Origin of the sequence: Streptomyces sp. NPDC002176 (assembly GCF_044903645.1) — a bacterium.
GTDB lineage: Bacteria > Actinomycetota > Actinomycetes > Streptomycetales > Streptomycetaceae > Streptomyces.
This window is the reverse complement of record NZ_JBJDQW010000003.1, coordinates 219,600-242,317: the sequence shown is the minus strand read 5'-3', so window position 1 is coordinate 242,317 and position 22,718 is coordinate 219,600. Positions and strand designations below refer to the sequence as shown.

The 22,718-nt window shown below is 71.1% G+C and carries 16 protein-coding genes and 1 tRNA gene; 11 read left to right on the top strand and 6 right to left on the bottom strand.

The genetic code is table 11. The features are described 5' to 3' along the window. Positions 1–90 precede the first annotated feature (90 nt). Positions 91–4,686 (top strand): glutamate synthase large subunit, encoded by a 4,596-nt coding sequence (gltB, locus tag ACI2LY_RS14870; RefSeq protein WP_404707501.1) that lies wholly within the window; start codon positions 91–93, stop codon positions 4,684–4,686. Beyond that, on the top strand, positions 4,679–6,142 hold the full coding sequence (locus ACI2LY_RS14865) for a glutamate synthase subunit beta (RefSeq protein ID WP_404707500.1): 1,464 nt from the start codon (positions 4,679–4,681) through the stop codon (positions 6,140–6,142). Before gltB ends, ACI2LY_RS14865 begins: the two co-directional genes overlap by 8 nt. Before the next feature lie 99 nt (positions 6,143–6,241). On the opposite strand, the gene ACI2LY_RS14860 is transcribed toward ACI2LY_RS14865, so the two are convergent. Beyond that, positions 6,242–7,159 carry a rhomboid family intramembrane serine protease gene (locus tag ACI2LY_RS14860; protein ID WP_404707499.1) on the bottom strand — a complete coding sequence of 306 codons (918 nt, stop codon included), beginning with the start codon at positions 7,157–7,159 and terminating at the stop codon, positions 6,242–6,244. 246 nt (positions 7,160–7,405) lie between these two features. Between ACI2LY_RS14860 and ACI2LY_RS14855 the strand changes: the two genes are divergently transcribed. Then, positions 7,406–8,617 carry an esterase/lipase family protein gene (locus ACI2LY_RS14855; protein WP_404707498.1) on the top strand — a complete coding sequence of 404 codons (1,212 nt, stop codon included), beginning with the start codon at positions 7,406–7,408 and terminating at the stop codon, positions 8,615–8,617. 7 nt (positions 8,618–8,624) lie between these two features. Here the strand turns inward: ACI2LY_RS14855 and ACI2LY_RS14850 are convergent, their stop codons facing one another. Continuing rightward, complete coding sequence (locus ACI2LY_RS14850; RefSeq protein WP_404708143.1) at positions 8,625–9,533, bottom strand: hypothetical protein; 909 nt, start codon at positions 9,531–9,533, stop codon at positions 8,625–8,627. 94 nt (positions 9,534–9,627) lie between these two features. Between ACI2LY_RS14850 and ACI2LY_RS14845 the strand changes: the two genes are divergently transcribed. From ACI2LY_RS14845 to ACI2LY_RS14830, 4 genes are all read left to right on the top strand, one after another. Continuing rightward, positions 9,628–9,966 (top strand): chorismate mutase, encoded by a 339-nt coding sequence (locus ACI2LY_RS14845; protein WP_388992228.1) that lies wholly within the window; start codon positions 9,628–9,630, stop codon positions 9,964–9,966. An 89-nt stretch (positions 9,967–10,055) separates the two neighbouring features. After that, positions 10,056–12,536, top strand: a complete 2,481-nt coding sequence (pepN, locus tag ACI2LY_RS14840) for an aminopeptidase N (RefSeq protein ID WP_404707497.1) — start codon at positions 10,056–10,058, stop codon at positions 12,534–12,536. A gap of 278 nt (positions 12,537–12,814) precedes the next feature. After that, positions 12,815–14,173, top strand: a complete 1,359-nt coding sequence (locus ACI2LY_RS14835) for a pyridoxal phosphate-dependent decarboxylase family protein (protein WP_404707496.1) — start codon at positions 12,815–12,817, stop codon at positions 14,171–14,173. Next, positions 14,170–15,603 (top strand): lysine N(6)-hydroxylase/L-ornithine N(5)-oxygenase family protein, encoded by a 1,434-nt coding sequence (locus ACI2LY_RS14830; RefSeq protein WP_404707495.1) that lies wholly within the window; start codon positions 14,170–14,172, stop codon positions 15,601–15,603. Before ACI2LY_RS14835 ends, ACI2LY_RS14830 begins: the two co-directional genes overlap by 4 nt. Here the strand turns inward: ACI2LY_RS14830 and ACI2LY_RS14825 are convergent. After that, a complete protein-coding gene (locus ACI2LY_RS14825; protein WP_404707494.1) occupies positions 15,600–17,411 on the bottom strand; it encodes a bifunctional metallophosphatase/5'-nucleotidase in 1,812 nt (603 codons plus the stop codon). The two genes, ACI2LY_RS14830 and ACI2LY_RS14825, sit on opposite strands and share 4 nt — an antisense overlap. 150 nt (positions 17,412–17,561) lie before the next feature. Here ACI2LY_RS14825 and ACI2LY_RS14820 point away from each other — a divergent pair, with 150 nt between their 5' ends. Both ACI2LY_RS14820 and pyk read left to right on the top strand, forming a co-directional pair. Next, complete coding sequence (locus ACI2LY_RS14820) at positions 17,562–18,245, top strand: SIMPL domain-containing protein (protein WP_404707493.1); 684 nt, start codon at positions 17,562–17,564, stop codon at positions 18,243–18,245. Between the two features lie 158 nt (positions 18,246–18,403). Beyond that, positions 18,404–19,828 (top strand): pyruvate kinase, encoded by a 1,425-nt coding sequence (gene pyk / locus ACI2LY_RS14815; protein WP_404707492.1) that lies wholly within the window; start codon positions 18,404–18,406, stop codon positions 19,826–19,828. A 3-nt stretch (positions 19,829–19,831) separates the two neighbouring features. On the opposite strand, the gene ACI2LY_RS14810 is transcribed toward pyk, so the two are convergent. Both ACI2LY_RS14810 and ACI2LY_RS14805 read right to left on the bottom strand, forming a co-directional pair. Further along, positions 19,832–20,608 carry a transcriptional regulator gene (locus tag ACI2LY_RS14810; protein WP_404707491.1) on the bottom strand — a complete coding sequence of 259 codons (777 nt, stop codon included), beginning with the start codon at positions 20,606–20,608 and terminating at the stop codon, positions 19,832–19,834. A gap of 106 nt (positions 20,609–20,714) precedes the next feature. Then, positions 20,715–20,789 (bottom strand) — tRNA-Leu (locus ACI2LY_RS14805). A 100-nt stretch (positions 20,790–20,889) separates the two neighbouring features. On the opposite strand from ACI2LY_RS14805, the gene ACI2LY_RS14800 reads away from it, so the two are divergent. Further along, complete coding sequence (locus ACI2LY_RS14800; protein ID WP_404707490.1) at positions 20,890–21,552, top strand: ANTAR domain-containing response regulator; 663 nt, start codon at positions 20,890–20,892, stop codon at positions 21,550–21,552. Positions 21,553–21,647: 95 nt separating this feature from the next. Here the strand turns inward: ACI2LY_RS14800 and ACI2LY_RS14795 are convergent, their stop codons facing one another. After that, positions 21,648–22,064: a carboxymuconolactone decarboxylase family protein gene (locus ACI2LY_RS14795; protein ID WP_404707489.1), complete on the bottom strand. Its 417-nt coding sequence runs from the start codon at positions 22,062–22,064 to the stop codon at positions 21,648–21,650. A gap of 52 nt (positions 22,065–22,116) precedes the next feature. On the opposite strand from ACI2LY_RS14795, the gene ACI2LY_RS14790 reads away from it, so the two are divergent. Then, on the top strand, positions 22,117–22,656 hold the full coding sequence (locus ACI2LY_RS14790; protein WP_404708142.1) for a MarR family winged helix-turn-helix transcriptional regulator: 540 nt from the start codon (positions 22,117–22,119) through the stop codon (positions 22,654–22,656). Positions 22,657–22,718: the final 62 nt, after the last annotated feature.

Here is a 22,718-nt window from a genome sequence, read left to right as displayed (position 1 = left end):
CATGTAACCTGCACGAAATTTTGCACCAGCAGAGGGCCAGCGTCGTCCCTCGGCACCTGTTATATGCCACTGACGACGACGGGAGAGCCGATGCGTACGACGCGCCAGCCGTCCCCGCATTCCGTGACCGACCGAGCCTGGTCCTTCATGGATGCCCGCCCTGCCGCGCAGGGCATGTACGACCCCCGCGACGAGCACGACGCCTGCGGCGTCGGCTTCGTGGCCACCCTCACCGGTGAGGCGAGCCATGCGCTGGTCGAGCAGGCGCTGACCGTCCTGCGCAATCTCGAACACCGCGGCGCGACCGGCTCCGAGCCCGACTCCGGGGACGGCGCCGGAATCCTCTCCCAGGTGCCCGACGCCTTCTTCCGCGAGGTGGCCGGATTCGACCTCCCCGCCGCCGGTTCCTACGCCGTCGGCATCGCCTTCCTGCCCGAGGACGGCACCGCCGAAGTCGTCTCACGGATCGAGACGATCGCCGCCGAGGAGGGCCTCACCGTCCTCGGCTGGCGCGAGGTCCCGGTCGCCCCCGAACTGCTCGGCGCGACCGCCCGCTCGACCATGCCCGCCTTCCGCCAGCTCTTCGTCGCCGACGGCGTCAGCGAGGGCATCGCGCTGGACCGCAAGGCGTTCGTGGTGCGCAAGCGCGCCGAGCGGGAGGCCGGGGTCTACTTCCCGTCCCTGTCCGCCCGGACGATCGTCTACAAGGGCATGCTGACCACCGGCCAGCTGGAGCCCTTCTTCCCGGACCTGTCCGACCGCCGGTTCGCCTCCGCGATCGCGCTGGTGCACTCCCGCTTCTCCACGAACACCTTCCCGTCGTGGCCGCTGGCGCACCCGTACCGCTTCGTCGCCCACAACGGTGAGATCAACACCGTCAAGGGCAACCGCAACTGGATGCGCGCCCGCGAGTCCCAGCTCGGCTCCGACCTGTTCGGCACCGACGACAACCTCGCCCGCACCTTCCCCGTCTGTACGCCGGACGCCTCCGACTCGGCGTCCTTCGACGAGGTGCTGGAGCTGCTCCACCTCGGCGGCCGCTCGCTGCCCCACGCGGTGCTGATGATGATCCCGGAGGCGTGGGAGAACCACGACTCCATGGACCCGGCCCGGCGCGCCTTCTACCAGTTCCACTCCACGATGATGGAGCCCTGGGACGGCCCCGCCTGCGTCACCTTCACCGACGGCACCCAGGTCGGCGCCGTGCTCGACCGCAACGGCCTGCGCCCCGGCCGCTACTGGGTCACCGACGACGGCCTGGTCGTCCTCGGCTCCGAGGTCGGCGTCCTCGACATCGACCCCGCCCGCGTGGTCCGCAAGGGCCGCCTGCAGCCCGGCCGGATGTTCCTGGTGGACACCGCCGAGCACCGCATCATCGAGGACGACGAGATCAAGGCGCAGCTCGCCACCGAGCAGCCCTACACCGACTGGATGGAGACGGGCGAGATCGAGCTGGGCGACCTGCCCGAGCGCGAGCACATCGTCCACACCCACGCCTCCGTCACCCGCCGCCAGCAGACCTTCGGCTACACCGAGGAAGAGCTGCGGATCATCCTCGCCCCGATGGCCAAGGCCGGTGCCGAACCCATCGGCTCCATGGGCACCGACAGCCCCATCGCGGTGCTCTCCGAGCGCCCCCGGCTGCTCTTCGACTACTTCACCCAGCTCTTCGCCCAGGTCACCAACCCGCCGCTGGACGCCATCCGCGAGGAACTGGTCACCTCCCTGCGCAGCTCGCTGGGCCCCCAGGGCAACCTGCTCGACCCGAGCGCCGCCTCCTGCCGCTCCGTCCTGCTGCCCTTCCCGGTCATCGACAACGACGAGCTGGCCAAGCTCATCCACATCAACGCCGACGGCGACATGCCCGGCTTCAAGGCGGCCACCCTCTCCGGCCTCTACCGGGTCTCCGGCGGCGGCGACTCCCTCGCCGCCCGCATCGAGGAGATCTGCGCCGAGGCCGACGCCGCCATCGACAACGGCGCCCGGCTCATCGTGCTCTCCGACCGGCACTGCGACGCCGAGCACGCCCCGATCCCCTCGCTGCTGCTCACCGCGGCCGTCCACCACCACCTCATCCGCACCAAGGAGCGCACCCATGTGGGCCTCCTGGTCGAGGCCGGAGACGTCCGCGAGGTCCACCACGTCGCCCTGCTGATCGGGTTCGGCGCCGCCGCCGTCAACCCCTACCTGGCGATGGAGTCCGTCGAGGACCTGGTCCGCGCGGGCACCTTCCTGCCCGGCATGGAGCCCGAGACGGCCATCCGCAACCTCATCTACGCCCTCGGCAAGGGCGTGCTCAAGGTGATGTCCAAGATGGGCATCTCCACCGTCGCCTCCTACCGCGGCGCCCAGGTCTTCGAGGCCGTCGGCCTGGACGACGCCTTCGTGGCCAAGTACTTCGACGGCACCACCTCCAAGATCGGCGGCGTCGGCATCGACGTCATCGCCCGCGAGGTCGGCGCCCGGCACGCCAAGGCGTACCCGGCCAGCGGCATCGCGCCCGCGCACCGCACCCTCGACATCGGCGGCGAGTACCAGTGGCGCCGCGAGGGCGAGCCGCACCTGTTCGACCCGGAGACGGTCTTCCGCCTCCAGCACTCCACCCGCAGCGGCAGCTACGACATCTTCAAGAAGTACACCGACCGGGTGAACGAGCAGTCCGAGCGCCTGATGACGCTGCGCGGCCTGTTCGGCTTCGGCTCCGGCCGCGCCCCGATCCCGGTGGACGAGGTCGAACCGGTCTCCGAGATCGTCAAGCGCTTCTCCACCGGCGCCATGTCGTACGGCTCCATCTCCCAGGAGGCGCACGAGACCCTCGCCATCGCCATGAACCAGCTGGGCGGCAAGTCCAACACCGGCGAGGGCGGCGAGGACCCGGAGCGGCTGTACGACCCGGCCCGGCGCAGCGCCATCAAGCAGGTCGCCTCCGGCCGCTTCGGCGTCACCTCCGAGTACCTGGTCAACGCCGACGACATCCAGATCAAGATGGCCCAGGGCGCCAAGCCCGGCGAGGGCGGCCAGCTGCCCGGCCACAAGGTCTACCCCTGGGTCGCCAAGACCCGGCACTCCACGCCCGGCGTCGGCCTGATCTCCCCGCCGCCACACCACGACATCTACTCCATCGAGGACCTCGCCCAGCTCATCCACGACCTGAAGAACGCCAACCCCGCCGCCCGCATCCACGTGAAGCTGGTCTCCGAGGTCGGCGTCGGCACGGTCGCGGCCGGTGTGTCCAAGGCGCACGCCGACGTGGTGCTGGTCTCCGGCCACGACGGCGGCACCGGCGCCTCCCCGCTCACCTCGCTCAAGCACGCGGGCGGCCCCTGGGAGCTGGGCCTCGCCGAGACCCAGCAGACCCTGCTGCTCAACGGGCTGCGCGACCGGATCGTCGTCCAGACCGACGGCCAGCTCAAGACCGGCCGGGACGTCGTCATCGCCGCGCTGCTCGGCGCCGAGGAGTTCGGCTTCGCCACCGCGCCGCTGGTCGTCTCCGGCTGCGTGATGATGCGCGTCTGCCACCTGGACACCTGCCCGGTCGGCATCGCCACCCAGAACCCGGTGCTGCGCGAGCGCTTCGAGGGCAAGGCCGAGTACATCGTCAACTTCTTCCGGTTCATCGCCGAAGAGGTCCGCGAACTCCTCGCCGAGCTGGGCTTCCGCTCCATCGAGGAGGCCGTCGGCCACGCCGAGGTGCTCGACGTGCGGCGCGCCGTCAACCACTTCAAGGCCCAGGGCCTGGACCTGGAGCCGCTGTTCCACGTGCCCGAGCTGGCCGAGGGCGCGGTCCGCCACCAGGTCGTCTCCCAGGACCACGGACTGGAGAAGGCGCTCGACAACGAGCTGATCAGGCTCGCCGCCGACGCGCTCGCCGCCACCGACGCCACCGAGGCGCACCCGGTGCGCGCCCAGGTCGCCATCCGCAACATCAACCGCACGGTCGGCACCATGCTCGGCCACGAGGTGACGCGGAAGTTCGGCGGCGCGGGCCTGCCCGACGACACCATCGACATCACCTTCACCGGCTCGGCCGGGCAGTCCTTCGGCGCGTTCCTGCCGCGCGGAGTCACCCTCCGCCTGGAGGGCGACGCCAACGACTACGTCGGCAAGGGCCTCTCCGGCGGCCGGATCGTGGTCCGCCCCGACCGGGCCGCCGATCACCTCGCGGAGTACTCCACCATCGCGGGCAACACCATCGGCTACGGCGCCACCGGCGGCGAGCTGTTCCTGCGCGGCCGTACCGGCGAGCGGTTCTGCGTCCGCAACTCCGGGGCCCTGGTGGTCTCCGAGGGCGTCGGCGACCACGGCTGCGAGTACATGACCGGCGGTCACGCGGTCGTCCTCGGCGAGACCGGCCGCAACTTCGCGGCGGGCATGTCCGGCGGCATCGCGTACGTCATCGACCTCAACCCGGACAACGTCAACGCGGGCAACGGAGACGCGGTCGAGCCGCTCGACGACGCCGACCGGACCTGGCTGCACGACGTGGTGCGCCGCCATGCCGAGGAGACCGGGTCCACGGTCGCCGAGAAGCTCCTCGCGGACTGGGACCGGTCCGTGGAGCGCTTCAGCAGGATCATCCCCAGCACGTACAAGGCAGTGCTCGCCGCCAAGGACGCCGCCGAGCGAGCCGGTCTCTCCGAGGCCGAGATCACCGAGAAGATGATGGAGGCGGCGACCAATGGCTGATCCCAAGGGCTTTCTGAACCACGGCCGCGAGGTCGCCCGGACCCGTCCCGTCGACGAGCGCGTCAAGGACTGGAACGAGGTCTACGTCCCCGGCGCCCTGCTGCCGATCATCGGCAAGCAGGCCAGCCGATGCATGGACTGCGGCATCCCGTTCTGCCACAACGGCTGTCCGCTCGGGAACCTGATCCCGGAGTGGAACGACTACGCCTACCGGCAGGACTGGGCGGCCGCCTCCGAGCGGCTGCACGCGACCAACAACTTCCCCGAGTTCACCGGGCGGCTCTGCCCCGCGCCCTGTGAGTCGGCCTGTGTGCTGGGCATCAACCAGCAGCCGGTCACCATCAAGAACGTCGAGGTCTCGATCATCGACCGGGCGTGGGAGACCGGGGACGTCGCCCCGCGCATCCCCGAGCGGCTGTCCGGCAAGACGGTCGCCGTCATCGGCTCCGGCCCGGCCGGGCTCGCCGCCGCCCAGCAGCTCACCCGCGCCGGTCACACGGTCGCCGTGTACGAGCGCGCCGACCGCGTCGGCGGCCTGCTGCGGTACGGCATCCCCGAGTTCAAGATGGAGAAGCGGCACATCAACCGCCGTATCGAGCAGATGCGCGCGGAGGGCACCCGGTTCCGCACCGGCGTGGAGATCGGCCGCGACCTGAAGGCCGGTGACCTGAAGAAGCGGTACGACGCGGTCGTCATCGCCGCCGGAGCCACCATGGCCCGCGATCTCCCCGTCCCCGGGCGGGAGTTGAACGGCATCCACCAGGCGATGGAGTACCTGCCGCTGTCCAACAAGGTCCAGGAGGGCGACTTCGTGGCCCCGCCGATCTCGGCCGAGGGCAAGCACGTCGTCGTCATCGGCGGCGGCGACACCGGCGCCGACTGCGTGGGCACCGCCCACCGCCAGGGCGCGGCCTCCGTCACCCAGCTGGAGATCATGCCCCGCCCGAACGACGAGCGGCACGCGCTGAACCAGCCCTGGCCGACCTTCCCCATGCTGTACAAGGTCACCAGCGCCCACGAGGAGGGCGGCGAGCGGGTCTACGCCGTCTCCACCACCCACTTCGAGGGCGACGAGGACGGCAACGTCCAGGCGCTGCACCTGGCCGAGGTCGAGTTCATCGACGGCAAGCTCACCCCGAAGCCGGGCAGCGAGCGGAAGATCCCGGCCCAGCTGGTCACCCTCGCCATGGGCTTCACCGGCACCGACCGGGAGAACGGCCTGGTCGACCAGTTCGGCCTGGAGCTGGACGAGCGGGGCAACATCGCCCGTGACACCGACTTCCAGACCAACGTGCCCGGCGTCTTCGTCGCCGGTGACGCGGGCCGGGGCCAGTCCCTGATCGTCTGGGCCATCGCCGAGGGCCGCTCCGCCGCCCGCGGCGTGGACCGCCACCTCACCGGGGTCAGCGACCTGCCCGCCCCGATCCGCCCCACCGACCGCTCCCTGGCGGTCTGACCCTCCCGACCCGGTGTGCCGTACAACGACGTACGGAACATCAGACGGCGCCTGCCCGACAGTCCCCGACCGGACGCCCGGGCAGGCGCCGCCGCCTTGTCAGTAGGTGCCGCCGGTGAGCGTGGCCACCTTCACCGCCGCGAGGCCCAGCAGCAGGACCAGAAGCCCCGCGCAGGCGGCCCACTGGATCAGCGTGCGGCGGTCGCCACGCGGGGCGTAGGCGAAGGCGAGGGTCACCACGGCGCCCGCCAGCAGGCCGCCCAGGTGGCCCTGCCAGGAGGTCGCGAAGGCCGAGACCACCAGCCAGATCAGCAGCCCCGTCATGTACTGGTTGACCGCCCGCATGTCGTAGCCCAGGCGGCGCCCCATCACCCAGTACGCGGCACCCAGCCCGAACACCGCGCCCGAGGCGCCCACCGTCGGCGCGTCCGGCGCGATCAGCAGGACCAGGACCGAGCCGCCGAGCGCCGAGAGCAGATACAGCGCGAGATAGCGGGCCCGGCCGAGCTGGGTCTCCACCACCCGGCCGACGTTCACCAGCGCCACCATGTTCAGCACGATGTGCACCACCCCGATCCCGTCGTCCGGCGGCATGTGCAGGAACGCGCCGGTCAGCAGCCGCTCCCACTGCCCGCCGACCACCCCCTCCGGGCTCAGCGCCGGGTCGTACGGGTACTGCCACAGGTAGTGCACGCCGTCCGGCCCGACCAGGCCCGCGCCCAGCATCCCGAACCGGTCCACCACCGAGGGCCGGGCCAGCTCGGCGAGGTAGGCGAGCACGTTCAGCGCCACCAGCACCCAGGTGACCAGCGGAAACGTGCTGATCCGGCCGCCGAACGCGGTCCGCGCTCGCCGTATCGAGCGGGCGCCCTCCCGCACGCACTCCACGCACTGGTGGCCGACCGACGCCGCACGCATGCAGTCCGGGCAGATATAGCGCTCGCAGCGGGTGCAGCGGACGTGCGACTCCACCTTGGGATGACGGAAGCACGTGGTCACGGCGGACTCGGCGGTCACGGCCGGCTCCTTCGAGGAAAGGGGGTGAGAGGTGAGCCGGTGGGGACGGCGGCGAACAAAGTATCGGATCACTGGGGGAGTGGGAGGTCCGAGGCTGTGATCACCTGATTTCCCGACGCCGCGTCACCGTCCCGCCCTGTCCGCACTCTTAGGAATGAACCCCGCGGTGCGGCTCCCCTCGCAGGTCAGAGGGCGTGCTGATGATGTCCCGACCATCGCGCCCGCGGGGTCCGGAAGGAGACGGCCATGTCCGAGCAGCACGAGCAGGCGGAGCAGAGCGTCGGGGAGTTCACCCTCACCGGCCCGCTGACCACCGCGCCCCCGGCCGGGTACACCGCGCCCGAGCCCGACGAGAAGTGGTCCCTGCCCGGCGGCTACGCCCACATCCACTACGGCGAGGGCAACCAGGGCATCATCCGGCCCGTCGTCATGGCCGACGGCTTCAACCTCGGCCCGAGCGACCTCACCCGGCTCTACGCGGGCCTCGACAGCACTTACCCCCTGCTGACCGAGCTGCGCCGCCGGGGCCGGGACGTCATCCTCGTCGGCTTCGACGAGCGCAGCGCCTCCCTCCTCGACAACGCGCAGACCGCGACCGCCGCCATCCACCGGACGATGGCCGAACGACTGGGCGGCACCCGCCTCATGGTCGGCGGCTTCAGCATGGGCGGCCTCGTCACCCGCTACGCGCTGGCCCGTATGGAGACGCAGCGCCTGGACCACCAGACCGCCGTGTACTTCTCCTGGGACACCCCGCACCGCGGCGCCTACATCCCCATCGGCCTCCAGGCGTTCTCCCACTTCATCCCGGTGCCCAACGACTTCGCCCGGCAGATGACCAGCCCGGCCGCCCGGCAGATGCTCTGGCGCCACTACGACCCGATGACCGGCCAGAACGGCATCGCCCCCGAGCGCCGCGAGTTCCTCCAGCGCCTGGCCGAGGTCGGCGGCTGGCCGCGCATCCCGCGCCTGCTGGCCCTCGCCAACGGCCGCGGCGACGGCACCGGCATCGCCGTCCCGCCCGGCGAGACCGTGCTGAAGTCCGAGCGGGTCTACCCCGGCACCACCTTCTACGCCCAGGCCCAGGGCCGCGAGGTCACCGTCGCCGAGCTGAAGCGCCGCTTCCCCGAGTCCGAGAAGACGATCACCACCGGCGACCTCCCCGAGATGGACGGCGCCCCCGGCGGCACCCTGCGCTCCTACGGCATCCTCGCCGACGCGCTGAAGAAGGTCGGCGCCCAGGTCGACCTGCGGCACGAGGACGTCTGCTTCGTGCCCACGGTCAGCGCGGTCTCCCTCCGCGACCTCGACCAGCAGAAGGACCTGTACGCGAACCTGGACGACATCGCCCCGGACGAGAGCGACGTCGACGACTTCATCTGGTCCGCCGAGACCACCCCGCACACGGCCGTCACCGAGGAACTCGCCCGCTGGCTGACGGACCGCCTCCCCGGCTGAGCCACCCTCAGGTGTCGCACTCCAGCACCGTCCGGCACAACCCGCAGCGGGCCCTGACCCGGCCCCGCACCGGGACCCGGATGCGCTGATGGCACACCGGGCACGGGAAGGACACCTTCCAGCCCGCCCCGTCCGGGGTGAACTCGTAGGGGGAATCCGGACGGGGCCGGGCCGAGTGGTGCCGGTCCTCGCCGTGCCGGGCGGTGTCGCGCCGGTCGTGGGCGTACCGGCGCCGCTCCGCCCAGCCCGCCCCGCTCAGCGGCGCCCGCCGCTCGTCCGCCCGCGCCCGGTCCCGGCCCGCGACATACGCCGTGTACGCCTGCGGACTGGTGAACCACACCGCAGGGTCCTCCCCGAACACCGCGGCCCGCTTCGCCAGGACGTAGCCGAACTCCTCCGGGGTGAGATAGCCCAGCTTCTGCGACGCCTCGCCGTGCTCCCGGTACGCGTCCAGCAGCAGCCAGCCCGCGCCGAGGAACGTGGTCACCGTGTCGGTGAGGATCTCGTTCTCCGCCGTGGTCGGGAACGCAAGGCCCAGCCGGTGCAGATACACATGGGCCACCTCATGGGCGAGGGCCGCGCCGATGTCCTGCCGGTGGGTGCGGAAACGGTCGTTCAGCTCCACGAAGTACTCCGGGCCCGCCGCCAGTTCCACATCGGCCGCGTGCCGCATCTCCCGGAAGCAGACGATCAGCCGCGCGTCCGGCAGCCGGAAATGCCGCACCAGCTCCCGCGCCACCCGCTGCGCGCCCAGATGCAGATCGTCGCCGTCGCCGAACGCCACGTCCGCCGGGGCCACACTCGCCGCGAAGGTCCGCAGCCCCTCGTACGACAGCCGCCGGTACAGCGCCGTGACCGCCGACCGCACCGTCGCGAGGTGCGGGAAGCCGTGCTCCACCGGTCCGCCTGCCGCCACGCCCGCACCCCCGAAGGTCGCCCGGAACATCTCTCCCACTGTAGGACCGCCCGACGCGACGGCGACCCTTCCGCGCCCCGTAGGGTGGACCCCCATGACCATCAGCAACACCGGCACCGGTGACGTCGACCCCGAGGCCCGCGAGGAACTGGAGCGGCTGCGGGCCAGCATCGACAACATCGACGCGGCCGTAGTCCACATGCTGGCCGAACGCTTCAAGGCCACCCAGCAGGTCGGCCGCCTCAAGGCCCGCCACCACCTGCCGCCCGCCGACCCCGGCCGCGAGGCCCGCCAGATCGAGCGGCTGCGCAGCCTCGCCGAGGACGCCCGCCTCGACCCCGCCTTCGCCGAGAAGTTCCTGAACTTCATCGTCGCCGAGGTGATCCGGCACCACGAACGCATCGCCGAGGACACCGCCCGCACCCGCCCCTGACCGGAGTGAGCCGGGCGCACCGCCGGACATAAGCCGCGTACCGAATCCGCCCCTGTCCGCTGCCGGGGCGATCGGGCAGCATGGCCTCCATGTCCGTACTGACGCGCGACGAAGCGCAAGCCCGAGCAGAGCTCCTCGACGTCCACCGCTACACCGTCGATCTCGACCTCACCACCGGTGACGAGACCTTCGGCTCCCGTACCGCGGTCCGGTTCACCGCGCGCACGGACGGGGACACCTTCGTCGAGCTGAAGCCCGCCGAGCTGCGCGCCGTCACCCTCGACGGACAGCCCCTGGACACATCCGCCCTCGACGGCAACCGGCTGCCGCTGAAGAACCTCACCGCGGGCGAGCACGAACTCACCGTCGACGCGGCCATGCGCTACTCCCGCACCGGCGAGGGCATGCACCGCTTCACCGACCCCACCGACGACGAGACCTACGTCTACACCCAGCTCTTCCTCGACGACGTCCAGCGCGTCTTCGCCGCCTTCGACCAGCCCGACCTCAAGTCCGTCTTCGACGTCACCGTCACCGCCCCCGACGGCTGGCAGGTGCTCGCCAACGGCGTCACCGAGCACCTCGGCGACGGCCGCTGGCGCGCCGCCACCACCCCGCTCATCTCCACCTACCTCGTCGCCGTCGCCGCCGGACCCTGGCACTCCGTACGCACCGAGCACCGCGGCCTGCCCTTCGGCATCCACTGCCGCCGCTCGCTCGCCCCCCACCTCGACGCCGACGCCGACGAGATCCTGGACATCACCCGCGCCCTGTACGACCGCTACCACGAGAAGTTCGAGGAGCCCTACCCTTTCGACTCCTACGACCAGGCGTTCGTCCCCGAGTTCAACGCCGGTGCCATGGAGAACCCCGGACTCGTCACCTTCCGCGACGACTTCGTCTTCCGCTCCGCCGTCACCGACACCGAGCGGCAGACCCGCGCCATGGTCATCGCCCACGAGATGGCCCACATGTGGTTCGGCGACCTCGTCACCCTCAAGTGGTGGGACGACATCTGGCTGAACGAGTCCTTCGCCGAGTACATGGGCTACCAGACCACCCTGGAAGCCACCCGCTTCACCCAGCCCTGGGTCGAGTTCGGCGTCACCCGCAAGTCCTGGGGCTACGACGCCGACCAGCGCCCCTCCACCCACCCCGTCGCCCCCGAGTCCGTCGACGACACCGCCGCCGCCCTCCTCAACTTCGACGGCATCTCCTACGCCAAGGGCGCCTCCGCCCTGCGCCAACTCGTCGCGTGGCTCGGCGAGAAGGACTTCCTCGCCGGGATCAACGTCCACTTCGAACGGCACCGGTTCGGCAACGCCACCCTCGCCGACTTCATCGACTCCCTCGCCTCCGCCACCGAACGCGACGTCCCCGCCTGGGCCGACGCCTGGCTGCGCACCACCGGCGTCGACAAGCTCACCCCCCGCCTCACCACCACCGACGGCACCCGCACCCTCACCGTCGACCACGACGGCAGCCGCCCGCACCGCGTCACCGCCGGAATCTACGACCACGACCTCACCGAGGAGGGCCGCCTCACCCTGCGCGAACGCGTCGGACTCGACATCCCGCAGACCGCGCCCCAGCCGCTCGGCAAGCGGCCCGCGCTGCTCCTCCTCAACGACGGCGACCTCACCTACGCCAAGGTCCGCTTCGACCCCGAGTCCTTCCAGACCCTGCGCACCAGCCTCTCCGGCCTGCCCGACCCGCTCACCCGCGCCGTCGTCTGGAACGCCCTGCGCGACGCCGTACGCGACGGCGAACTCCCGCCCACCGCCTACCTGGAGACCGCCCGCGCCCACCTGCCGCTGGAGACCGACCTCGCCCTCGTCCAGGGCGTCCTGGCCTTCGCCGCCACCCACATCGCCGACCGCTACCTCACCCCCGAGCAGCGGCCCGCCGCCCTCGCCACCCTCGGCTCCCTCTGCCGCGACCTGCTGCGCCGCACCGAGGACGGCGACAACCCCGGCCTGCGCCTGGTCGCCGTACGGCACTTCATCGACGTCGCCGCGCACCCCGACACCATCGCCGCCTGGCTCGCCGACGGCACCGTGCCCGGCGGCCCCGAACTCGACCCCGAGCTGCGCTGGCGCATCCTCGGCCGACTCGCCGTGCTCGGCGCCACCGACGAGGCCGCCATCACCGCCGAACTGGAGCGCGACCCCTCCGCCAACGGCCAGGAAGGCGCCGCCCGCTGCCGCGCCGCGCTGCCCGACCCGGAGGCCAAGCGGCGGGCCTGGGACGCCATGTTCGCCACCGACGACCTCTCCAACTACCTCTTCAAGGCCACCGCCCAGGGCTTCTGGCAGCCCGAACAGGCCGACCTCGTCCGGGAATACGTACCCCGCTACTACGAGGAGGCGGTCGCGGTGTCCGACCGGCGCGGCCCCGCCATCGCCGCCGCCGCCGGAGCCTGGGCCTTCCCGCACCACGCCGTCGACGCCGAGAACCTGGCACTGGGAGAGGCGTGCCTGCGTGACGCCGACCCGGTACCCGCACTGCGGCGCAAGCTCGCGGACGAACTGGACGACCTGGCGCGGGCACTGCGGGTGCGGGGGGAGTAGCGCCGGGGTCGGGCGGTGTAAGCCGGGACGACGTGTGCTGCGGCCACATGTGCCGGGACCACATGTCTCGGGCCACATGTCCTGCGACCACACGGCCGCGGGACCACATGTCCCGCGGCCACACCGCCCCGCTGCGACACCCGTGCCACCCGCACACCGTTCCGACGCGTTTTCCCCGTACGGCAGTACCCATTTCCCGCTCCCGCTCGTTGTGCAGCGCGGACACCCGGCTCCCGAACCTGAGGGCCGGTGCGTGTCCCCGCCCCGCAGGAGAGCCCATGAGCACCCCGCCCCTCGCCTCAGGACCCCACGGCCCGGACGCCCTGCGCCCGCTCCTGGACACCGTCCTCGGCGCCCTCACCACCGGCGCGGCCGCCCGCGGCGGCCCCCTCCCCGCGGGCGGGCCGGACGCCGTCGCCGCCCGCGTCACCGACGCCCTCGGCGACGTACTCCCCGAACACGGCGACCCCGACGCCCTGCGCGCCCTCGTCCACACCCTCGCCGCAGGCGCCGCCGACCCCGCCGACCCGCTCTGCGCCGCCCACCTGCACTGCCCGCCGCTCGCCGTCGCCACCGCCGCCGACCTGGCCGTCAGCGCGCTCAACCCCTCGCTGGACTCCTGGGACCAGGCGCCCGCCGCCTCCGCCCTCGAAGCCCGCGTCACCGGCGCCCTCGCCGCCCGCATCGGCCTCGCCGACGCCGTCGTCACCACCGGCGGCACCGAGGCCAACCAGCTCGCCCTGCTGCTCGCCCGCGAGGCCGACGGCGCCCACGTCCGGCTGGTCTGCTCGGCCGCCGCCCACCACTCCCTGCCCCGCGCCGCCTGGCTGCTCGGCCTGCCCGACCCCGTCGTCCTCCCCGCCCCCAACGGCACCCTGGACCCCGCCGCGCTGGACGCCGCCCTCACCGAGCTGACCGGCCCCCTCCTCGTCGCCGCCACCGCGGGCACCACCGACGCCGGACTCATCGACCCGCTCCCCGAGATCGCCGCCCGCTGCGCCGCCCACCGTGTCCGGCTGCACATCGACGCGGCCTACGGCGGCGCCCTCGCCCTCAGCGACCGCCACCGCGCCCTGCTCACCGGACTCGACGCCGCCCAGACCGTCGCGCTCGACCTGCACAAACTCGGCTGGCAGCCCGTCGCCACCGGCTTCCTCGCCGTCGCCGACGCCACCGAACTCGACGCCCTCCACCAACGCGCCGACTACCTCAACGCGGACGACGACACCGAGGCCGGCCTCCCCGACCTGCTCGGCCGCTCCACCCGCACCACCCGCCGCCCCGACATCCTCAAGGCCGCGGTCACCCTGCGCACCCTCGGCCGCACCGGCCTCGCCGACCTCATCGACCAAGTCCTCGGTCTCGCCCAGGACTTCGCCGACCGCATCGAGGCACACCCCGGCCTCGAACTGTACGACCGGCCCACCCTCGCCACCGTGCTGTTCCGGCCCGCCCACGCCAGCGACGACACCGTCGCCGCCGTCCGCCGCACCCTGCTGCACGAGGGCCGCGCCGTCCTCGGCCGGGCCCGCGCCGACGGCCGCCTCTGGCTCAAGGCCACCCTCCTCAACCCCCACACCGGGCCCGACGACCTGGCCCACCTCGTGAAACTCGCCGAAGGAAACACCCCCGCATGAGCCACCCGCCCCACCCTTCATGCCAGGAGCCCGAGTCCCCCCGCGACCTCGTCGGCATCGGCATCGGCCCCTGCAACCTCTCCCTGGCCGCCCTCGCCGCCCCCCTCGCCGAACTCGACGCCGTCTTCTACGAACAACGCCCCGGCTTCGACTGGCACCCCGGCCTCCTCATCGACGGCGCCACCCTCCAAGTCCCCTTCCTCGCCGACCTGGTGACCCTCGCCGACCCCACCAGCCCCTGGAGCTTCCTCAACTGGCTCCGCACCCGCGACCGGCTCTTCCCCTTCTACTTCGCCGAGCACTTCCACATCCAGCGCACCGAATACGACGCCTACTGCCGCTGGGTCGCCGGACAACTCCCCGGACTCCGCTTCCGCCACCAGGCCGACGCCGTCCGCTGGAACCCCGAACGCGACGTGTTCGAGGTCGACTTCACCCGGCTCGACACCGACGGCCACGCCGAAGCCCTCGGCCGCACCCGCACCCGCAACATCGTCATCGGCATCGGCAGCGCACCCCACGTCCCCGAACCCCTGCGCCCCCTCGCCGCCGCACCCGGCGTCCCCGTCCTGCACGCCGCCGACTACCTCGCCCACCGCGACACCCTGCTCGCCGCCCGACACGTCACCGTCGTCGGCTCCGGACAGTCCGGCGCCGAGGTCTTCCTCGACCTGCTCCGCCACCGCCCCGCCGGACGCGAACACCTCCACTGGATCGGCCGCACCGCCGCCTTCGCCCCCATGGAGTACTCCAAGCTCGGCCTGGAACACTTCACCCCCGACCACACCCGCTACTTCCACGCCCTCGCCGAACCCGTCCGAGACCGGCTCGTCGCCGCACAATGGCAGCTCCACAAAGGCGTCGACGCGGGCACCCTCGCCGCCATCCACGACGAGCTGTACCGGCGCACCCTCGACGGCGGCTGGCCCGACGCCGTCCTCACCCCCGGCGTCCAGGTCCGCACCGCCGGACGCCTCGGCACCGGACAGGTCGAACTCCACCTCGAACACCTCGACCAGGGCAGCCGCACCCGCCTCACCACCGACGCCGTCGTCCTCGCCACCGGCTACCGCATGCGCCCCCTCGACGGCCTCCTCGCCGGACTCGACCCCCACCTGCGCCGCGACAACGCCGGACGCCCCCTGATCGACGACGAGTTCCGGCTCGTCCTCGACCCCGCCGTCGGCGGCTCCGTCCACGTCCAGAACGCCGAACTCCACACCCACGGCGTCGGCGCCCCCGACCTCGGCCTCGCCGCCTGGCGCAGCGCCACCATCCTCAACTCCCTGACCGGCAAGGAGCAGTACCCGCTCCCCACCCGGACCGCCTTCACCACCTTCGGGCTCCACCCACAACGCGGAAACCCCGGCGACGGCACGGCCCACCAGGCCCGCACCACCACCGGGGTCTCACCCCGCCAGACGTACTAGAACACCGGCGTGCCCGCCCGCGTCAGCTTCCAGTCCACCGACGCGAAGTCCTTCGGGTCCAGCACACCCTTCGCGGTCACCCACTCCGCGATCCGGGTCCGGATCTCCGTCGACTCCGACCACAGCTCCTTCGCCGACGCCACATGCGGGAACGCGCCGCCGCCGTTCGCCCGGTAGTTGTTCACCGCGAACACGAACCGCGCCGCGTCGTCCAGCGGAGCCCCACCGAAGGTCAGGTTCTTGATCCGCGAACCGGCGGGCTGCGCGATGTCGATGTCGTACGACAGCCCCGACACATAGTCGTAGTTGTAGTCGGGGCGGTCGCCCGCGTTCGTCAGCCTGGCCACGTCCACCGGCGCACCCGGCGCCGTCTGTACGTAGTACTGCGCCGAGTACTCCAGGTACGCCCGCACCTGCGCACCCGTCAGCAGCTTTGCCACCAGCGTGTTGTCGTACACGTACAGCCCCGACAGATCCCGGATGGTCACATCGCCCGCCGGGATCTCACTCGTCCGGGAGAACGGCGACGCCTGCGCCAGCACCGGCAGCGAGGCGTACTCGGTGCCCGCCAGCGCCGCCTTGACCACGTCCTCCTGCACCTTCGTGATCAGGTCGATGATCGGGGCGTCCTTGTACCGCGCCTCCACCGTGGTCAGCGTCTCGGTCGCCCGGCCCACCACCTGGTTGACGTACGCCACCACCTTCGCGTGCTCCTTCGAGAGCAGCTTGGTGATCCTCGGGTCGTCCGCCACCGTCCGCGAGTCCTTCAGCGACGCCTTCACCGACTCCACCTGCCAGCGGCCCCGCGTGAAGACCAGCTCGAAGTCGAACAGGGTCAGCCGCTCCGCGAAGCACAGCGGCTCCGACAGCACCACCGTCTTCCCCGACTTCTCATTGACGACCCGCAGCTCCGGGATCTCCTGGTGCGCGTGCCCCACCAGGATCGCGTCGATCCCCGGCACCAGCCGCGCCACGTTCGCCGCCGCGTTCTCCACGTACGGCACCTGGTCACCGTACGACGACGTGCCCGACGTACCCGAGTGCGCCGACACCACCACGATGTCCGCGCCCATCGACCGCAGCTTCGGCACCCACTTCGCGGCCTGCTCCTCAAGCCCCTCGAACGCCAGCTTGCCCTGCACCAACGCCTTGTCCCAGATGGCGATACCAGGATTGGTCAGACCCAGCACCGCGACCTTCACCGGCGGCGCACCCGGCACATGGAACCGCTTCATGTAGTACGGCGCGAACGCGGGCTTCAGCGTCTTGGCGTCCACCGCGTTCGCCCCCAGCAGCGGGAAGTCCAGCTGGTGCTCGAAACGGCGCAACGTCTCGATGCCGTAGTTGAACTCATGGTTGCCCAGCGCCGCCGCGTCGTACCCGATCGCGTTCATCGCCTTCGCCATCGGGTGCACCGGCCCGCCCTTGGCGGTGATCGGGTCCACCTTCGCGTAGTAGTACGTCAGCGGGGTGCCCTGGATCGTGTCACCCGCGTCCAGCAGCAGGGTGTTGCGGCGGCCCTTCTCCGCGCGGACCTGGTTCACCAGCGTCGAGATCCGGGCCAGGCCCTGCGCGTTGCCCGCCGCGTCGGCGTAGTCCGCGTTCTTGAAGTAGTCCCAGTTGAAGACGTGACCATGCAGATCGGTGGTGCCCATCACGGTCAGCGCGTACCGCTTCTCGTGATGCCCGTGGCGCGCCGTGACGGCCCCGGCCGCCTCCGCCGCCGGGGCTCCCGCCCCGCCCGCGATCGCCACGCCCGCCCCGGTCACGGCGGACTGCTTCAGGAACTTCCGGCGGTCGAACGGCATCTCTCGGTCTCCTCGGCAAGGGGTCGACAACGCGCGTAGATTGTGGCCCGACCATGACAGGTCGCAACAGACCCCCCAGGTTGCGATCCGGTGACCGATTCCCGTCAACTCCCCCCACCGGCACACCGGACACGTGACACAGTGGGACGTATGACCCCTGAGGCGAACCCCGCGTACGGCACCCCCGACGCCCCCCTCCTCGCCGTCCGGGGCGAGGCCGAGTTCCAGACCGAGGCCGAGATCGCCCGCCTCGGCATCACCGTCACCGCCCGCGGCCGCGACCGCCGCGCCACCCTCGACGACCTCACCCACCGCAACACCACCGCCCTCGACGTCCTCAAGTCCTACGGCGACGCCGTCCCCGACCTCACCACCGGCGCCCTCAGCGTCACCCCCGAACTCAGCGAACGCGGCCGGGGCGAACGGGTCCGCAGCCACCGGGGGATCGTCCGCATCGACGCCGAGATCACCGACTTCGGCATTCTCGGCGAACTCACCTCCCGCCTGGCCGAGTTGGAGCTGACCGAGCTGGACGGCCCCGGCTGGTCGCTGCGCCCCGACTCCCCGGCGCACGCCGAGGCCCGCCGCCGCGCCGTCGCCGACGCCCTCCAGCGCGCCCGCGAGTACGCCGACGCGCTCGGCACCTCCCTCGCCGCGCTCACCGAACTCGCCGACACCGGCGCCGACCGGCCGCGCAACGTCACCGCCTTCGGCCGCTCCGCCCGCCGCGCCGACGCGGCCGAATCCGCCGAGCCCTTCGACCTCCAGCCCGCGCAATTGTGGGTCTCCGCGCAGGTCACCGCGCGATTCACGCTGGTACCGCCCCGGCTTTAGCGAAGCCTTCACTCCAAAGAACTATTGCGCGAAAAACATCGCTCATAGGAGCGGGTCATCGCACAATTCAACACTTGTCAATAACCCTTTCCCCAAAGGTCGTTGAGTGGCCATCGAGCCCGAATTCTCTACCCGCCGGTAAGCCATAGGCTCGACCCATGCGCCGAGCAAAGATCGTCTGCACCCTGGGGCCCGCCACCGACTCGTACGACCAGATCAAGGCACTGGTCGAGGCCGGAATGGACGTAGCCCGGTTCAACCTCAGCCACGGCACCCACGCCGAACACGAGGCGCGTTACCAGCGCGTTCGCCAGGCCGCCGACGAGACCGGCCGCAGCGTCGGAATGCTCGCCGATCTTCAAGGTCCGAAGATCCGGCTCGGCACCTTCGCCGAAGGACCCGTACTCCTCGAACGCGACGACACCTTCACCATCACCGTCGAAGAGGGTGTGCAGGGCGACCGCCACCAGTGCGGCACGACGTACGCCGGGCTCGCTGAGGACGTCCGGGCCGGTGAGCGTGTCCTCGTCGACGACGGCCGCGTCTGCCTGGAGGTCACCGCCGTCGACGGCCCCCGCGTGCACACCCGCGTGCTGGAGGGCGGCATGATCTCCGACCACAAGGGGCTCAACCTCCCCGGCGTCGCCGTCTCCGTCCCCGCCCTCTCCAAGAAGGACCAGGACGACCTGCGCTGGGCGCTGCGCACCGGCTTCGACGTCATCGCCCTCTCCTTCGTCCGCAGCGGCCGCGACGCCGCCGAGGTGCACCGGATCATGGCGGAGGAGGGGCGCCGCCTGCCCGTCATCGCCAAGGTGGAGAAGCCGCAGGCCGTCGAGAACATCGAGGACGTCGTCGACGCCTTCGACGGACTCATGGTCGCCCGCGGCGACCTCGGCGTGGAAATGCCGCTGGAGCAGGTGCCGATCGTGCAGAAACGCGCCGCCAAGCTCGCCAAGCGCAACGCCAAGCCGGTCATCGTCGCCACCCAGATGCTCGACTCGATGATCGACAGCGCCCGGCCGACCCGCGCGGAAGCCTCCGACGTGGCCAACGCGGTGCTCGACGGCGCGGACGCGGTGATGCTGTCCGGCGAGACCAGCGTGGGGCGGTACCCCGTCGAGACCGTGTGCACCATGGCGAAGATCGTCGCCGCGGCGGAGGAGGAGATGCTCGCGAAGGGGCTGCCGCCGCTGACGGAGCGGAACAAGCCGCGCACCCAGGGAGGTGCCGTCGCGCGGGCCGCCGCCGAGATGGGGGACTTCCTGGGCGCGCGCTTCCTCGTCGCCTTCACCCAGTCCGGCGACACCGCCCGCCGACTCTCCCGCTACCGCTCACCCATCCCCGTCCTCGCCTTCACCCCCGAACCCGCCACCCGCTCCCAGCTCAGCCTCACCTGGGGCGTCGAGACCTTCCTCGGCCCCCACGTCGACTCCACCGACGCGATGGTCGACCAGGTCGACGAACTGCTCCTTCGTCATGCCCGCTGCAAGAAGGGCGACACGGTCGTCATCACCGCAGGCTCCCCACCCGGCGAGCCCGGCACCACCAACCTGGTCCGCGTCCACCACATCGCGGAGGACTGAGGCTCAGTACTTCGCACCCACGTGGGCGTCCATGAGGGCTACGGAGGATTTGCGGGCGATGGAGATGTTGAACGGTCTCCCATCGCGCATGCACTGGGTCCACTCGACACCGAGTTTGTCCAGAGTGTCGGTGAAGAGGCGCCGGATGTCGGTGGAGACGTTGGTGAAGAAGTACCGGGGGTACTCATAGCGCCTTCGTTCCCCGCCGACCAGTCGCGTCGTCCAGTTGGTGATGCGGCAGCCGTCGGAGTGGATGAGGCCCCGGATGAATTCCCAGGGGTGGGCGTCGACGATGTCCTGTTGCCAGGGCTCCAGGGCGATCGCCCGCTCGTGCTTCTTCCCCGGGCCGTGCTGCGGGAAGAGGCACCGCCAATGGCGGCTGTAGCCGACCACGGACGTGCACCCGACAGCCTGGACCCGGTATGCCTTCTTGCTGGGGTTGACGGTCTCGACCGCGGCGACACAGGCTTCGATGAGGCCCGGCCACGCGTCGCAGCAAGCGATGCGGAGGTAGTAGCCCGTCTTCATCCCCGGACTGATGCAGCCGTCACCGAGATAGAGGCCCAGAAGGTAGCTGTACGCAGCCTTGTCCGCGGGCGGCTCGCCCGACGGGCCGCACCGTGAGCACGGAGTGCTCTGTATGCGCGGGAGTGGTGTGATGCGGGCTTGCCGGGATCGAATCGCACTGCGGGAGATCCCGGTTTCTCGGCTGACGGAGTTGAGGCTGCGGCCCTGGGCCACCAGTGCGAGCGCCCGCTCGCGTGTGCTGAGGTCGTACATGCGGCCACCTTGCGAGAGTGGTCGCCGCGGCACGCAGCAAAAAGCGGATGTTCACGAGAACGTGAGCATCCGCTTGCCGAGTCATTCCTTCGAATCGAAGGAAAAGTGCCCCGAGTCGGATTCGAACCGACACTGTATGGGTTTTGAATCCATTGCCTGCTGCCAATTGGGCTACCGGGGCCCGCAGAATCCAAGGCATCCCTTGACCCTCCGCGCGTCCACCATACCGTAGCTAGGTAGGCTCTTGTCAGCAGCACCCCTGCCCTGAACGGAGAGCCCCAGTGACGACCCCCGAGTCGCCCCAGCCCGCAGACGTGTCCGACGACGACAAGTCGCATGTGCCCCCGCTGACGACCCGGGTCGTCATCGCCGAGGACGAGGCGCTGATCCGGCTCGACCTCAAGGAGATGCTGGAGGAGGAAGGGTACACGGTCGTCGGTGAGGCCGGTGACGGCGAGCAGGCCGTTGAGCTGGCCCGTGAGCACAAGCCGGACCTGGTGATCCTGGACGTGAAGATGCCGAAGATGGACGGCATCTCCGCGGCCGAGAAGATCGCGGAGGAGTCCATCGCCCCGGTCCTGATGCTCACCGCCTTCTCGCAGCGCGACCTCGTGGAGCGGGCCCGCGACGCCGGTGCGATGGCGTACCTGGTGAAGCCGTTCAGCAAGACCGACGTGGTCCCGGCCATCGAGATGGCCGTCTCCCGCTTCAACGAGCTGAAGCAACTGGAGCAGGAGGTCGCCGACCTCAGCCTGCGCCTGGAGACCCGCAAGCTGGTCGACCGCGCGAAGTCGATCCTGCAGACCGAGTACGGCCTGAGCGAGCCCGCCGCGTTCCGCTGGATCCAGAAGACCTCGATGGACCGCCGCCTGTCGATGCAGCAGGTCGCGGAGGCGGTCATCTCGGACGACCAGGAGAAGAAGTCGTCCAAGAAGAAGGACTGAGGTCCGTAGCGGGCGAGCAGTGCGAGCAGCGGCCCGGCCGGGGATTCCCCGGCCGGGCCGCTGTCGTGTTGTCGGCGGCGGCGCGGACGGGTGTTCTACGCGGCACCGACAAGCCGGTTGCTGAGCGTCGAGAGGGTGTACGCGCCGATGCCGAGGACGACTTCCAGGGCGTTGCGGCGGGTGTAGCCGTGGGCCTGGAAGGCGGCCAGTTCCTCCTCGCTCACCGCGCCCGAGGAGGCGAGGATCTGGAGGGTGAACCGGTGGACGGCGTCAAGGCGTTCGGGGTTCTCTGCGGGGCCGAGGGTGGTCAGCCGGGCCTGGTGCATGTCGACGCACAGGTGGCATTGGTTGCGGGTGGCGACGGTGAGGATGACGGTCTCGCGGGAGTGCGGGTCCAGGGTCGTGGATTCGAACATCGCGCTGAGGGTGAGGAAGCCGTCCAGGTTCTGCGGGGACGCCTCCCGGAGCAGGGTGATGGCGTGTGCGGTGCGGGCGGACAGGTCGGTGGTCATGGGACTCCTGACGGGCTGGCACGAGGATCACGGCAGCACTAATATCGACAACATGGTTGACCATGTGGGCGAGAGAAACGTAAACCAGGTTGTCGATTCTGGCAAGGGCCCCGGCAAGGGCCTCGACGACGCGCCCGGTTTCGAGCTGCCCCTCCTCCTCTTCGCCGGCTTCCGCACCCTCATCGACCGCCTGCACGCCCGGCTCGCCGAGGAGGGGCACCCCGAGCTGCGCCCCGCGTACGGCTTCGCCATGCAGGCCATCGGCGTCCATGGCGCGACCGCGAGCGACATCGGACGGCGCCTCGGGGTGTCCAAGCAGGCCGCGGGGAAGACGGTCGACCGACTGCTCGCTCTCGGCTACGCGGAGCGCGCCGACGATCCCGACGACGCGCGCCGCAAGCTCGTCCGGCTCACCCCCCACGGCCGTGCCGCCCTCGGCCGCTCGGCCGCCCTGTTCGACGAACTGCGCGCGGAGTGGGCCGCGGTGCTGGGTGCGGACCGCGTGCGGGAGATGGAGGCGGCTCTGCGCCGGGTCGTCCCCGAGGACACCGCGTTCCGCCTGGACGCCACCAGCTGGCTCGGCGGGGCCTGAGACCCCCGGTACGAGCGGAAGGCGGCACTCCCGGCCGTACCGGGGGTGCCGCCTTCCGTTCT

Coding starts and splice junctions, on each gene's coding strand:
- ACI2LY_RS14855 (WP_404707498.1), top strand. CDS start 7,406: ATGTCCGAGCAGCACGAGCAGGCGGAGCAGAGCGTCGGGGAGTTCACC.
- pyk (WP_404707492.1), top strand. CDS start 18,404: ATGCGCCGAGCAAAGATCGTCTGCACCCTGGGGCCCGCCACCGACTCG.
- gltB (WP_404707501.1), top strand. CDS start 91: ATGCGTACGACGCGCCAGCCGTCCCCGCATTCCGTGACCGACCGAGCC.
- ACI2LY_RS14810 (WP_404707491.1), bottom strand. CDS start 20,608: ATGTACGACCTCAGCACACGCGAGCGGGCGCTCGCACTGGTGGCCCAG.
- ACI2LY_RS14865 (WP_404707500.1), top strand. CDS start 4,679: ATGGCTGATCCCAAGGGCTTTCTGAACCACGGCCGCGAGGTCGCCCGG.
- pepN (WP_404707497.1), top strand. CDS start 10,056: ATGTCCGTACTGACGCGCGACGAAGCGCAAGCCCGAGCAGAGCTCCTC.
- ACI2LY_RS14790 (WP_404708142.1), top strand. CDS start 22,117: ATGGTTGACCATGTGGGCGAGAGAAACGTAAACCAGGTTGTCGATTCT.
- ACI2LY_RS14845 (WP_388992228.1), top strand. CDS start 9,628: ATGACCATCAGCAACACCGGCACCGGTGACGTCGACCCCGAGGCCCGC.
- ACI2LY_RS14825 (WP_404707494.1), bottom strand. CDS start 17,411: ATGCCGTTCGACCGCCGGAAGTTCCTGAAGCAGTCCGCCGTGACCGGG.
- ACI2LY_RS14795 (WP_404707489.1), bottom strand. CDS start 22,064: ATGACCACCGACCTGTCCGCCCGCACCGCACACGCCATCACCCTGCTC.
- ACI2LY_RS14830 (WP_404707495.1), top strand. CDS start 14,170: ATGAGCCACCCGCCCCACCCTTCATGCCAGGAGCCCGAGTCCCCCCGC.
- ACI2LY_RS14820 (WP_404707493.1), top strand. CDS start 17,562: ATGACCCCTGAGGCGAACCCCGCGTACGGCACCCCCGACGCCCCCCTC.
- ACI2LY_RS14835 (WP_404707496.1), top strand. CDS start 12,815: ATGAGCACCCCGCCCCTCGCCTCAGGACCCCACGGCCCGGACGCCCTG.